Source organism: Glutamicibacter sp. GQ173, assembly GCF_059759215.1.
This window is the reverse complement of the sequence record NZ_JCAXDT010000002.1, coordinates 298375-312152: the sequence shown is the minus strand read 5'-3', so window position 1 is coordinate 312152 and position 13778 is coordinate 298375. Positions and strand designations below refer to the sequence as shown.

12 protein-coding genes are annotated in these 13778 nt (G+C 62.7%); 9 read left to right on the top strand and 3 right to left on the bottom strand.

Features of this window, described 5'->3' with window-relative positions:
* Positions 1-301: 301 nt before the first annotated feature.
* The 4 genes from AC6CHO_RS05370 to AC6CHO_RS05355 are packed head-to-tail and all read left to right on the top strand — an operon-like array spanning position 302 to position 5336.
* Positions 302-610 (top strand): DUF6504 family protein, encoded by a 309-nt coding sequence (locus AC6CHO_RS05370; protein WP_498214137.1) that lies wholly within the window; start codon positions 302-304, stop codon positions 608-610.
* Between the two features lie 36 nt (positions 611-646).
* Positions 647-4102 carry a DNA polymerase III subunit alpha gene (locus tag AC6CHO_RS05365; RefSeq protein ID WP_498214042.1) on the top strand — a complete coding sequence of 1152 codons (3456 nt, stop codon included), beginning with the start codon at positions 647-649 and terminating at the stop codon, positions 4100-4102.
* 14 nt (positions 4103-4116) lie between these two features.
* Complete coding sequence (locus AC6CHO_RS05360; RefSeq protein WP_498214040.1) at positions 4117-4725, top strand: GrpB family protein; 609 nt, start codon at positions 4117-4119, stop codon at positions 4723-4725.
* Between the two features lie 2 nt (positions 4726-4727).
* Positions 4728-5336 (top strand): nucleotidyltransferase family protein, encoded by a 609-nt coding sequence (locus tag AC6CHO_RS05355; RefSeq protein WP_498214039.1) that lies wholly within the window; start codon positions 4728-4730, stop codon positions 5334-5336.
* Between the two features lie 6 nt (positions 5337-5342).
* Here the strand turns inward: AC6CHO_RS05355 and AC6CHO_RS05350 are convergent, their stop codons facing one another.
* The 3 genes from AC6CHO_RS05350 to AC6CHO_RS05340 form a co-directional block, all read right to left on the bottom strand.
* Positions 5343-5783 (bottom strand): VOC family protein, encoded by a 441-nt coding sequence (locus AC6CHO_RS05350; RefSeq protein WP_146275203.1) that lies wholly within the window; start codon positions 5781-5783, stop codon positions 5343-5345.
* Positions 5784-5854: 71 nt separating this feature from the next.
* Positions 5855-6031 (bottom strand): hypothetical protein, encoded by a 177-nt coding sequence (locus AC6CHO_RS05345; RefSeq protein WP_498214038.1) that lies wholly within the window; start codon positions 6029-6031, stop codon positions 5855-5857.
* An 11-nt stretch (positions 6032-6042) separates the two neighbouring features.
* Positions 6043-7422 carry an MFS transporter gene (locus AC6CHO_RS05340; protein WP_498214037.1) on the bottom strand — a complete coding sequence of 460 codons (1380 nt, stop codon included), beginning with the start codon at positions 7420-7422 and terminating at the stop codon, positions 6043-6045.
* An 80-nt stretch (positions 7423-7502) separates the two neighbouring features.
* Here AC6CHO_RS05340 and AC6CHO_RS05335 point away from each other — a divergent pair, with 80 nt between their 5' ends.
* From AC6CHO_RS05335 to bioA, 5 genes are all read left to right on the top strand, one after another.
* Complete coding sequence (locus AC6CHO_RS05335; RefSeq protein ID WP_444663721.1) at positions 7503-8150, top strand: helix-turn-helix domain-containing protein; 648 nt, start codon at positions 7503-7505, stop codon at positions 8148-8150.
* Positions 8151-8258: 108 nt separating this feature from the next.
* Positions 8259-10274, top strand: coding sequence for a threonine--tRNA ligase (gene thrS, locus AC6CHO_RS05330; RefSeq protein WP_146275201.1), 2016 nt, complete (start codon positions 8259-8261; stop codon positions 10272-10274).
* A gap of 24 nt (positions 10275-10298) precedes the next feature.
* The gene (locus AC6CHO_RS05325) at positions 10299-10853 is read left to right on the top strand and encodes an HIT family protein (protein WP_060701712.1); all 555 of its coding nucleotides are present in this window, start codon (positions 10299-10301) and stop codon (positions 10851-10853) included.
* A 318-nt stretch (positions 10854-11171) separates the two neighbouring features.
* A complete protein-coding gene (bioB, locus tag AC6CHO_RS05320; protein ID WP_498214036.1) occupies positions 11172-12401 on the top strand; it encodes a biotin synthase BioB in 1230 nt (409 codons plus the stop codon).
* Complete coding sequence (gene bioA, locus AC6CHO_RS05315) at positions 12398-13777, top strand: adenosylmethionine--8-amino-7-oxononanoate transaminase (RefSeq protein WP_498214035.1); 1380 nt, start codon at positions 12398-12400, stop codon at positions 13775-13777. The genes bioB and bioA overlap by 4 nt, the downstream gene beginning before the upstream one ends.
* Position 13778 lies beyond the last annotated feature (1 nt).

Below are 13778 nucleotides of genomic sequence, written 5' to 3'. Positions count from 1 at the left end.
GTGACCCTGCAAGGTTAATAATGGAATCGCCACCTATGAAGTGCGCCTTGCAACACTGGCGTGGAGCCGTGGCGCTTCGTTGAGCCGAGATGCACTGCTTGGCCATTTCGCCGGTCTTCTATCGGGAGACAAGCATGCGCCTACGAGGTTGGGCATTCTTCATCCATTTGCGCTCAGCGCAGCTTTTAACGAAGCGGTGTCCAGCTAACCCAAACTGTCGGTGCGCCTGACTAGTGTAACTGTCATTCGAACACGTGTTCGAATAGGATGGTTCTACTAGGTAAGGAGTGCACACGTGGGGATGTTCACCGAGTCAATCGAGGTTGCCCGCGCAGCGAACGGAATGCCGTTGCGCGTGAGCTGGCAGGGGCAGGAATACCGCCTGGCTGCCGAGCCTCAGCGCTGGTTCGAGCGCCGCAAGTGGTGGGATGAAAACCTGCGGATTCCTCGCGGAATCGGCGCAGGAATCGCCGACTATGAGATGTGGCGACTGCAACTGGTTGCGGTGCGCGGACCCCAGCAGGTGCACAGCGTTGACCTCAGTTTTGACGCGCACGCCGAACGCTGGCGACTGGTGCGTGTGCATGATTCCTTGGCCCGCAGCGCCTAAGCTGCAGGCAGGGGAACATATATTCGAAGGACCGCAATGAGCTTCACCCATTTGAACGTCAGTTCTTCCTATAGCGCCCACTACGGGGTGTCGCACCCGCGCGCCTTGGCCCAAGCAGCCAAAGCCCACGGTGCGCAGATGCTGGCACTCACTGACCGTGACGGGCTGTATGGCGCAGTCAAGCACGTCGCCGCCTGCATGGCAGAAGGGCTGGCACCCATCCTCGGTGCCAACCTCGCGGTGCTCGACTCTGCCGGCGAAACCCTGGCAAGAATCATCGTGCTAGCTCGCGGCGGTTGCGCAGGAGCTGGCTACGCAGCGTTATGCCGAGCGGTCACCCTCGCGCACAGCACCGCGCACGGCGTTCCGGGACTGAGCGCCAAGCAGGTTGGGGAACTGGGCCGCGAGGGAAACCTGATGATCCTGATCGGTGGCGACTCCGATGTAGCCAGGGCAATCCTCAAGGGAAAATACGCTCAGGCACGCACCCTCATGGCCGACTGGAAAAAGCGGGTGGGGAAGATGCTGCGGGTGGAAATCACCACCTACCTCTCCGCCCACGGTTCACGCTACAGCCTGGGCGAGGCAGCCCGCTTGCTGCGCTATGGCCAAGAGCGGGGGATCAAGGCCGTGCTTACCAATGCCGTGCGCTACGTGGACCCCGATGGGGCGGTCACCGCAGATATCATTGACTCCGCGCGCACCTTGCACAGCTTGAAAAACCTGGATTCTTGCCAGCCCAATGGGCAAGGCTGGCTGAAAACCCCGCAGCAGATGCAGCAACTTGCCACCGAAATCGGCAACGCCACCGAGCGGATCTGGGCCCATCAGATGCTGCGCAATACCGAACAGCTCGCCGCGTGGGCAGCACTGGATCCCGTCGCAGACCTCGGGTGGAAGAAGCCGGTGATCCCCGAGGCAAAAATCATCGGACTCTATCGCCCAGCCCAGCAGGAACTCACAGATCGAGTCTATGCGGCGGTCCCGCGCCTGCTGCCTGACACCGACCGGAACCTGATCGAGAAGCAGCTGGACCTCGAGCTGGGGGTGATCGACCGGCTGGACTTCGCCGGATACTTCCTGACCGTCACCGAAACCGTCAAGCTGATCACCGACATGGGGGTGCGTGTTGCGGCCCGCGGCTCGGGGGCCTCCTCGCTGGTGAATTACCTGCTGGGTATCAGCCAGGTGAACCCGCTGGCCCATGACCTGGTGTTCGAGCGCTTCCTTTCAGATACCCGAACCACTCTGCCCGATATCGACATCGACGTGGAATCCGCGCGCCGCCACGAGATCTACCGCAAGATCTTCTCCACCTACGGAGAGGAGCGCGTCAGCCTGATGAGCATGCAGAACGCCTACCGGGCTCGCGGCGCAGTGCGCGATGCCGGATCCGCACTGGGCATCGAACAAGAGCAGATCGACGACATCGCCAAGCAGCTCTGGCGCTTCTCCGCCTCCTCCTTCCGCGAAGCGCTCACCGAGAAGCCCGAACTGGCGGCATTGGCCGAGCGCATCACCGATGACACCCAGCTCGATATCCTCATCGACGCCACCGAACGCCTGGACCGGCTGCCCCGGCATATCTCCATGCACCCCTGCGGGGTGATCCTCTCCGACGCGAGCCTGCTGGACCGCACCCCGGTCCAGCCCTCGGGCATCGGGCTGCAGATGAGCCAATTCGACAAGCACGACATGGACCTAATGGGCTTGATCAAGCTCGACGTGCTCGGGGTGCGCATGCAATCAGCCATCGCCTACACGCTCGAGGAGATCGCCCGCCTGCACCCAAGCAAAGAGCAAGCGGCCCGCGCCGGCGGACATGCCGACGACAGCTACATCTCCGCCACCGGAGTGATCGACCTGGCCAGGGTGCCGCTGGATGACGAACCCACCTTCGAATTGATCCGCTCCACCCATACACTGGGCTGCTTCCAGATCGAATCCCCGGGGCAGCGCGAACTGGTCGGAAAGCTCGGCCCCCGCGAATTCAACGACCTGATCATCGACATCTCCCTGTTCCGCCCGGGTCCCATGCAATCGAATATGGTCAAGCCCTACCTGGAACACCGCCACGGATTCGCCCCCGAGCAGTTCCTGCACCCGGACCTGAAGCCAGCGCTCGCCGAAACCCACGGGGTCACCGTTTTCCACGAGCAGATCCTGCGCATCCTGCACGTGATGACCGGCTGCACTCTGGGGATGGCCGATGTCTACCGGCGGCTGCTGGGCAACCCGGAGAAGGAACCAGCAGTGGAACGCTACGTGCGCACCGAAGCAACTAAGCGCGGTTATAGCCAGGAGACGATCGACAAGGTCTGGAAGGTGCTGGCCGGTTTCGGCTCCTTCGGATTCTGCAAGGCCCACGGGGCTGCCTTTGCCGTACCCACCTACCATTCGGCCTGGCTCAAAGCCCACCACCCCGAGGCCTTCCTCGCCGGGATCTGGGAACACGACCCGGGGATGTATCCCAAGCGGCTGCTGGTCTCCGAGGCACGCAGAATGGGCGTTCCCATCCTCCCGCTGGATATCAACCGCTCCACGGGGCACTATCGAGTCGAACGAGTTTTCGAATCTGCTCCTTCGAAGCTCCCAGTGGTGCCCCGCGCACCCAGCTCACTACGCCCAGGACGCTATGGAATCCGCCTGGCTTTCCGCGATATCCACCAGATGAGCGAACGCGAAGTCGAACGCCTGGTTGCCGGCCAGCCCTATGAGCATCTGGCCGATGTCCGAGCCCGCGCAGGACTCTCGCGCCGCACCTACCAGAATCTTGCAGCCCTCGGAGTCTTCGATTCCCTGCTTGCAGGAACCTCCCGTGCCGACACCATCGCCCATACCCAATCCATGGCGCATAGCTCCCTTCCGGCCAAATACCGACCGGGACCCGGACAGCTGGCACTGGACCTCGGGAAAATCGAACACATCAAAGCCAACGGAGCCCAGCTGGATCCAGCCGAAGTAGTGCGCACCGAACTGGACCTGATGCACTTGGACGCCAGCGAGCACCTGATCTCCTCCTACCGGCAACGCCTGGCGCACCTGCCCATGACCCAAGCGGCCGAGCTGCTGCACTTGCGCAACGGAACCGAAGTGCTGGTCGCCGGGGTACGCGTGGCCACACAGACCCCTCCCATGCGCGGAGGCAAGCGCGTGGTCTTCATTTCCGTGGATGACGGCACCGGCTGCATCGACGCCACCTTCTTCGACGACACGCAGCAACGCACCGGGCCGCTGCTTTTCTCCACCCGCATGTTGCTCATCCACGGGGTCACCCGGCGCACCGGGCCACGTGGCATCTCCCTGCAAGCGCTCAACGCCTGGGACCTGCATCAGCCAGAAACGCTGCCTGCGGCCGGATACCTGGACAACGCTTCACGCCCACAAGCCAACTACCGGCCAAAACTCGGTAACGCAGTCCCCGGCAAGGAAAGCCTGGGAGAACTCGCCAAGCGCATGAACGCCGAAGGGCTGGACCAGCGCGGAGCCTGACCTAGGATGAAGCCATGGATACCGAGCGCAGAGAAGAGGCCAGCCGAATGCGCGCCGATAAGCCTCTGCAACTCAACCCGAAGCTCGTCCATGCGCTGACCGGCAAAGAACTCGGACTACACAGGGACGAAGTACGCCTAGCCAACCATTCGCCTCAATGGGAACAAGCCTTCACGCAATTGCAACAGATACTGCACGGCGACATGCCAGCAGGTGTCAAGGTAATCGAACACATCGGTTCCACCGCCGTATCAGGACTAAAGGCAAAGCCCATCCTGGACATCATCATCGGAATCGTCCCCGAGGCAAACAGCGAAGAACTGCATCGCTGGCTGCTTGAGCACGGATTCATCTACAGGGGAGAAGCGGACAACCTACGCCCAGATACGATGTACGGATTCGAGATCCAAACAAACATCAGGCTCATCAATGCCCATCTCATCGCCTATGGGCAGACCGAATGGGCGCACTACCTCGACTTCAGAAACCACCTGCGGACTAATCCCGAGGAGAGGGCAGCCTACCAACAGCTCAAAGAACGGCTAGCGGCTCGCCAGCTCCAAGATCGCCGCGGCTACCTCGAAGGGAAAGCGAAATTCATAATCCAGCGACGCAAGGCATGACTGTGGATACATCCGATGAAGAACTTTTCCTAAAGTACGTTCAAGCAAACCCCGTCAACAAGCAGATACTCCAGCTCGCACCGCAGCTCGGCCTCTCCGACTGGTGGCTCACTGCAGGTGCGCTATTCCAAACGGTTTGGAACGTACTGGAAGGCAAAGATCCTCAAAACGGGATTCGCGACTACGACTTCTTCTACTTCGACGAAGATACATCCTATGAGGCGGAAGACGCAGTCATACGCCTCGCGCGAGAACTCTTCAAAGACATCGACGCAGAAATCGAAGTCCGCAATGAAGCACGCGTCCACATTTGGTACGAAGAACACTTCGGGGTTCCAGCTATTCCATTCGCCAGCGTCACGGACGCCATCGATCATTTCGCAGCGAAAACCTGCTGCTTCGCAGTCACTAGCGATGCGAATGGGCAGATTAGCACCTATGCGCCGTACGGATTTGCAGATCTATTCGCCCGGAGGATCATCCCGAACCCAGTGCTCGCGCCCCGGGACGTGTATGAAGCCAAGACCAAACGGTGGTTATCCCAGTGGCCGTCGCTTACCGCTGAACCCTGGCCTGAGCGGAAACCATCAACGAACATCACTGAAGACTGACAATTCTCAAACCGAGGAAACATGCCCGTCGGCATCAATGACAAACGACGGATTATGCACAAAATCCCAGCGGAAGCCATCCGGATCGGCCACGCAGGCACTCTTGCCGCCCCAAGGCTGCACGGTGGGCTCGGTGATCGACGTTGCTCCCGCCTCAAGCGCTCGCCGGTAGTGGTGATCCACTTCCGCATCCGAGTGCACGTTATGTCCAAGCGAGATCGGCGGTGCCAACGGGCCGTGCCCGACATCGCCGTACTCGCTGGGCATCTGTTTCACGTCCCACAGGGCGAGCATCAAGCCATATCCGGCGCGGACAAAGGCGATTTCCGGGTGGGCTGGCTGCACCAGCTCAAACCCCAGGCCCTCGGTGTAGAACTTGGTGGAAGCGCCGACATCGCGCACGCCGAGGGTAATGGCGCTGATGACGGGTGGGGCCGGCTTGTTCATATTCCTAGGGTAGGAGCGGTTGAAAATGAAAGCCATGGATTAGAGGATCTTTCAAGACTTTTCCTGCGTCCCTATAAATAGATCCATTGCTCATTGCGCAGCACTTGGTGCCTCATTCGGGCAACCTCATCGTTGTTCTGGCGCTCCAACGCAGAAGCATGGCGGTAACGCTTTTCGCTGCTGAACATGCGTTTGAGAGCTGATCGCTTGAGCCGGGATTCACCGGGTGCAGTGGGATCGGAAGTCACGTCGGGTACTCCTATTCGGTGGGTGCCGCTGGGGCGGGGACTTCTGGGGAGCCATCGGAACTGGCGCGTTCAGGCGGTGCTGGAGATGCGGCAGGAGCCCAATGTTCGGGGCGAGGGATCCCTCGGACCTGTGGCGAAAGCCAGGCCAAGATGGCAGCCAAGGAAACCAATGCTCCGAAAAAGATGAGTGTTGGGCCCATGCCAACCCACTCCAGGCCGAGCCCGGTGGCCAGCGGTGCCAAAGGCAAGGCGGCCAGGGCCATGAAGGTAATCAAGGAATTCGCTCGCCCGGACATGTCCTGGGGGACGCATGCCATGAAGTATCCGCCGACTGCGGCGTTGAGCGCAGGGACGCTCAGGAAACTGAGCAACAGCATGGAGCCCATCCACAACAGGTTCGTGTTAAACCCGATGAGGAGCATGGCGGCGCCAAGAAGAGTGAGGCAGTTGCAGGCCAGAAGCCCGCTGCGGAATTTTTCAATGAGCGAGGTTGCCGCCAGCGAGCCGATCAGCATTCCAGCGCCCATGCACGTCGATGCCAGCCCAATGATCCACGGAGCTTCCGAACGCTGCTCCAGCCCATAGATCAGAGTGGTCATCAACCCGTTGACGCCGATGTTGACGACCGTAATCAAAATCAGCAGCGCTCGTAGTTGCGGGCGGGAAAAACACCAGCGCATGCCGGCCAGAATTCCGTGCGCAACTTTCTCTTCGCCGCCGGTGCCGGCCTCGCCTCGTTCCCGGAAGGATTGCTGTGCGGCTCGCAGCGGCCGGCGCAGAGCAAACCCGCTGGCCGCAGCGATCAAATTCAGGACAGTGACGGCAAGCAGGGCAATGCCACCGCCGAATCCGAGCAAGACACCGCCAAGGGGAGCGGAGCCGAGCATCAGCACCGAGTCGCGGCCTTGGTTGGCAGCCATCGCGCGGCCGAGCTGTTTCGGGTGCACCAGATCCTTGAGGGCGGCATTGGTTGTTGAGCCAAAGTATCCGCCGCGCAATTCCATCAGGACATGGGCGAGGCATAACAGGGGAACCGGCAGCGAACCAGAGCCGATGCCAAGGGCCAAGGCCGTGGTCACCGCTGCGCCGCACAAGCTCCCGATCACGATCATCCGGGCCTTGTCGGTGCGGTCCGCCATGGCGCCGCCGGCCAATATGACGCTGGCCCTGGCTGCCATCCCCAGCGCAGCCAAGGATCCGGCCAGTACCGGCGAGCCGGTGGCTGCCAGCAGCATCAAGGGGAAGATGAACCCATAGATGCCGCCCGAAAGCAGCGCCGAGGAGTCCGCCAGCAACCACCTGCGGTAATTTCGCTGCGCACGCAACGGGGGCAATGGGCTTGCGTCAATCGCCGCGTTCTCTGGGCGGCCGCTGGGCTGGGTTGTGGTCATGGAATCCACTGTAAGTCCGCAAATAAAGTTGCGCAATAGAATTTGCGCAACTTTATTTGGGGGATTGCTAAGCTGTCCACATGAGCAATAACGAGTCGCTGGTCACGTTCACTACGCCAATGCTTAAGGCGATTGCCAACCCGCTGCGCCGGCAGATTCTCAATACGCTATCGGCCATGGGGTCGGCCCGCGCGGCGGACATGGCACAGGTGCTGGATATACCGGCGAACAAGATCAGCTTCCACCTGCGCGAATTAGCCAAGGCCGAGATGATTGTCGAGGTCCCGGAGCTCGCACGGGACAAGCGCGACCGGGTTTGGAAGTCGGCTGCCGTTGCGTACACCACCGGCGAGGTGGGGGAGCGGGAAGACGATCCATCCGGCATGGCCATGGGTGCCTATCTCGGGCAGGTCATCAATGACGAGCAGCGGCGCCTGCATGCCGCCATGGTCCACGGCGGACGCCACTATTCCGGCGAAGAAGCCGGCGAGGCCAAGGCCCGCATGATGACCAGTGACCTGATGCTCACCATGGATGAAATGCGCGAGCTGATCCGCCGCCTGGAGAAGGTCATCCCGGCGTTCCGGAAGGACCTGGAGGATGGCAAGGTCCACAGCTCCCAGCCGGCAGGGGACCGCGAAATCTGGCACGTGATGACCTTGCTCAATGCCGAATCGCTGTTGAACGAGTCACATGCAGGCCAGCAATCATCGCAAAACCCGAAGTGAACGCGCGCTCGGGCGGGGTGCTGAACTAAACTGGATTCTGGCTGGCTGTGGCCAAGGTATGCCACAAGCTATGAAGCCATCCCAGATTGAAAGGTAGAACCCGATCTCATGAGCGAGCAGCTGACTCTCACCATCGATGGCGAGCAGGTACAGGTGGACGCGGGAACAACCGGTCTGCAGCACTACGCCGAGCAGAAAGACGTGGTTGTCATGCACGTCGACGGCGTATTGCGCGACCTGGCCCGCGAACTGGAAGCCGGTAGCACCGTCACCCGTGTCACCATCACCGACCCAGAAGGGTTGGAGGTGCTGCGTCACTCGACTGCCCACGTGATGGCCCAAGCTGTGCAGCAGCTGCGCCCCGATGCCAAGCTGGGCATCGGCCCATACATCACCGACGGTTTCTACTTCGACTTCGACGTCGCCGAGCCGTTCACCCCCGAAGATCTGAAGCAGCTGGAAAAGATGATGCTCAAGATCGTCAACCAGAACCAGCTCTTTGCGCGCCGCGAGGTGTCGCCGGAAGAAGCCAAGGCTGAAATGGCCAACGAGCCCTACAAGTGCGAGCTGCTGGCCAAGGCCGACTCCGCGGACACCTCGGGCGAGGGCGTCACCGTTGAGGTGGCCGCCGGCGAAACCACCATCTACGACAATGTCGACCGCAAGTCCGGCGACATCGTGTGGAAGGACCTGTGCCGCGGCCCGCACCTGCCGAACACCAAGCTGATCAAGAACGCGTTCGCGCTGACCCGTTCAGCCGCCGCCTACTGGCTGGGCAGCGAGAAGAACAAGCAGCTGCAGCGCATCTACGGCACCGCCTGGCCGACCAAGGAAGACCTCAAGGCCTACCAGGAGCGCCTGGCCGAGGCCGAGCGCCGCGACCACCGCAAGCTCGGTGCCGAGCTGGATCTGTTCTCCTTCCCGGATGAGCTGGGTTCGGGCCTGCCGGTGTTCCACCCCAAGGGCGGCATCATCAAGCGCGAGATGGAAGACTACGTGCGCGACCGCCACGTGGAAGAAGGCTTCCAGTACGTGGGTACCCCGCACATCTCCAAGGATGGGCTGTTCCACACCTCGGGCCACCTGCCGTACTACGCGGACACCATGTTCCCGGCGCTGCACATCGATGAAGAGCGCGATGAAGATGGCAACATCACCAAGCAGGGCCAGGAATACCGGCTGAAGGCCATGAACTGCCCGATGCACAACCTGATCTTCCGCGGCCGCGGACGCAGCTACCGCGAACTTCCGCTGCGCTTGTTCGAGTTCGGCCACGTCTACCGCTACGAGAAGTCCGGCGTGGTCCACGGCCTGACCCGCGTGCGCGGTTTTGCCCAGGACGATTCGCACTCCTACGTCACCAAGGAGCAGGCACCAGCCGAAGTCGAGCATCTGCTGAACTTCATGCTCTCCCTGCTCAAGGACTTCGGCATGGACGACTTCTACCTGGAGCTGTCCACCCGCGACCCCGAGTCGGACAAGTTCATCGGCTCGGACGAGCAGTGGGAAGAAGCCACCGCCGTGCTGGAGCGCGTTGCCACCGAAACCGGCGTCGAGCTGGTTGCCGACCCGGGTGGAGCCGCCTTCTACGGTCCGAAGATCTCGGTCCAGGCCAAGGATGCCATCGGCCGCACCTGGCAGATGGGCACCGTGCAGTACGACTTCAACCAGCCGGCGCGCTTCGGCTTGGAGTACCAGGCTGCCGACGGCTCCCGCCAGGAACCGGTGATGATCCACGCCGCCAAGTTCGGCTCCATCGAGCGCTTCCTCGGAGTGCTGACCGAGCACTACGCAGGCGCTTTTCCGGCCTGGCTCTCGCCGGTGCAGGTTCGCGCCATCCCGGTGGCCGAGGCCTTCAACGACTACCTCTCCGAGGTTGTCGCGAAGCTCAAGGCGCAGGGTGTCCGCGTGGAACTGGATGACTCCTCGGATCGCTTCCCGAAGAAGATCCGCAACGCGTCCAAGGACAAGATTCCGTTTGTGCTCATCGCCGGTGGCGAGGATGCCGATGCGAATGCCGTGTCCTTCCGCTTCCGCGATGGCAGCCAGGAGAACCAGGTTCCTGTCGACGAGGCGGTAGCCCGCATCGTTGAAGCCATCAAGAGCCGCGATAACAGCAACTAGCAGGGGATAGGGAGTCCATTGAGCATGCAGGAGCAAGCAGACCAGTCCGTCACCGACGACTTTGAACTCGCCGGAGTGCCGGATTCGTTCCAGCGGCTGTGGACTCCCTATCGCATGGCCTACATCAAGGGCGGGCAGGACCAGGTCAAGGACGAGGCCAGCTGCCCGTTCTGCGCCGGTCCGCAGCGCACGGATGAAGAGGCGCTGATCGTGCATCGCGGGGAAACCTGCTTCGTGATCCTGAACCTCTTCCCGTACAACCCGGGCCACCTGCTGATCTGCCCGTACCGCCATGTGCCGAACTACACCGACATCACGGTGGAGGAAACGGCGGAAATGGCGGCCCTGGCCCAGCACTCCATGCGGGTGCTGCGCAAGGTGTCCAACCCATCGGGCTTCAACCTGGGCATGAACCAGGGCGAAGCCGGGGGAGCTGGCATCGCTGCCCACCTGCATCAGCATGTGGTGCCACGCTGGAGCGGGGACGGGAATTTCTTCCCGATCATCGCGCAGACCAAGGCCATTCCCCAGACGCTGTCCGAGGTGCGCGACGCAATTGCCGCAGCCTGGAACCAGTGAGGCGAACCTGCCTTGATCGCACCGCCTGATCTGGCGGACCCAAAGATCAATGAGCGCGTTGCCGGCCAGAATCATTCTGGCCGGCAACGCGCTTTTTGCTGCCCGTAATCAGGAGGAAGGCAAGTGGTGCCGTGGCGCTGGGAACGCGGGTTGATGCAGGAGCTCCACGACACATCACTGAACAGTGTTCAAGAACATGCTGATCAGGGTGTAGGGTGTGTATCCAATAGGAATTGAACACCGTTCAAGAGTCGTCCGGGTCCGGAGAAGACTCGCAGGCCCAGGCAGGCTCACGGTGTACTGGATGGAAAGGCACCCATGAACTTGAACATCGCAAGCCCTGCCCAAGCGCCGGGGGAGAACCGACTGGATCCCGGACAGCTCGCAGAAAAGATCCTCGCCGGACACCGCATCACCGAATCCGAAGCCCTGGGCATTCTCGCAACACCTGATTCCGCCACGATGCCATTGATCTGCGCTGCCGGAATCCTGCGCCGCCAGCACTTCGGGAACACCGTCAAGGTCAACTACCTGGTCAACCTCAAGTCCGGCCTTTGCCCCGAAGACTGCACCTACTGCTCGCAGCGCCTAGGATCCACCGCCGAGATCCTCAAATACACCTGGCTCAAACCCGATGAAGCGGTGGCCCAAGCCGGATTCGGCATTGCCGGCGGCGCCTCGCGGGTCTGCATGGTCGCTTCCGGCAAGGGGCCGACCGACCGCGATGTGGACCGGGTGGCCACGATGGTCGAACAGCTCAAGGACGAGCACCCGCAGGTCGAGGTCTGCGCCTGCCTGGGCATCCTCAAGGACGGCCAGGCCGCCAGGCTCAAGGACGCCGGGGCCGACGCCTACAACCACAACCTGAACACCTCCGAATCCCTCTACCCTGAGATCTGCACCTCGCACAGCTACCAGGATCGGGTCAAGACGGTGGAACAGGCCCAGTCCGCGGGACTCTCCTCTTGTTCCGGGCTCATCGTGGGCCTGGGGGAAACACCCGAGCAGTTGGTGGAAGCGATCTTCGCGCTGCGTGATCTGGGCTCCGAATCCATCCCGGTCAACTTCCTCATGCCTTTCGACGGCACCCCGATGCAGGGCACCTGGCTGCTGACCCCGATGGCCTGCCTGCGCATCCTCGCACTGGTGCGCATGGCCTGTCCGGACAAGGAGCTGCGCATTGCCGGCGGCCGCGAGATGCACCTGCGCTCATTGCAGTCCACCGCACTGGAAGCCGCCAACTCGATTTTCCTTGGCGACTATCTCACCAGCGAAGGCCAGGGCGCGGCCAAGGACCTGCAGATGATTGCCGACGCGGGCTTTGTTGTCCTGGGGCAAGAGTCCACCAGCCCGTCCGAGGTGGCCCGCCGCTTGCAGGACGCCGCTCATGCCGCACCTCCGGCCCCCGCCGAAGAAGAACGCGCCGGCGGCTGCGGAACCGGATGCGCACCGGCTCAATCAGGGGCGGCAGGCTGCGGGGCCGCGGCCGGGCGCGAACCAGTGCTGCGCCGCCGCGGAGCTGGCACCATGGAAGGGCCCAACGCGTGAAAACCCTGGCCGAAAACCTGCTGGACAGGGATGCGGGGCTGCTCTGGCACCCCTATGCGCCCGTGGACGCGGGAGCGCACTACGCGGTAAAGGGCGCGCAGGGTGCAGAACTCCTGCTGCACGATCGCGCCGACACCGAGCACCGGGTCGTGGATGGCATGGCTTCCTGGTGGTCGATGGTGCACGGCTACCGCAACCCGGTCCTAGACGCCGCGGCGCACGCACAGATCGAGAAATTCAGCCACGTCATGTTCGGGGGCCTGACCCACGAACCGGCGATCGAGCTGGCCGAACGGCTCGTGGCCATTACCCCGCAGAATTTGCGCCATGTGTTCCTGGCCGACTCCGGATCCATCAGCGTCGAGGTGGCGCTGAAGCTCGCTTTGCAGTACCAGGAGGCCTGCGGAGCCCCTGGACGACAGCGCTTCCTGGCGCTGCGCGGAGGCTACCACGGGGACACCTTTGCCGCGATGAGCGTCTGCGACCCGGTCGATGGCATGCACTCGGCCTTCGCGCCGCTGTGCAGCGAGCAGCTATTTCTGCCCCGCCCGCCCGCCGCAGAGCGCACGGCGGACGGCAACTGGATCTATGACCAAGGGGAATTCGACGCCTGGGCATCCGGGGCACGGGGCATCGCGGCGGCCCATGCGCATGAACTGGCGGGCATCATTGTCGAACCGGTCCTGCAGGGCGCCGGCGGCATGTTCATCTACCCGCCGCAGGCCATTGCGCTGTTGCGCGAGATTGCAGATGAACACGGCCTGCTGCTGATCGCCGACGAGATCGCCACGGGGTTCGGGCGCACCGGAAGGATGTTTGCGGTGCAGCATGCCCAGGTGGAGCCGGACATCATGTGCGTGGGCAAGGCGCTGACCGGCGGCTACCTGTCGCTGGCCGCCATGCTTTGCTCGGGGCGCGTGGCCCAGGCGCTGGCCGCCGCGCGCGGTGCGTCGGCGTTGCTGCACGGCCCCACGTTCATGGGCAACCCGCTGGCCTGCGCCATCGCCATCGCCTCGCTGGACCTGCTCACCGGAGCCGGCCCGGCCACGGATTTCGGCTCCGGCGCGCCGGAGCGGCCAGTACCCTGGCAATCGCAGGTGGCGCGGCTGGAACGCGGGCTGCGCGGCTCGCTGGCGCCGGCACGCACCCTGCCGCAGGTCAAAGCGGTGCGCGTGCTGGGCGGGGTCGGGGTGATCCAGCTGCACCAACCCGTCCAGGTCGCAGCGCTGACTGCCGCCGCGGTCGAACGCGGCGCCTGGGTCCGGCCCTTCCGGGACCTGGTGTATGTCATGCCTCCCTACATTTGCACCGACGGCCAGCTGCAGCAATTGGGCGACGCGCTGTACGGCGCCATCGACCAGGTCCACGGAGGCTGAG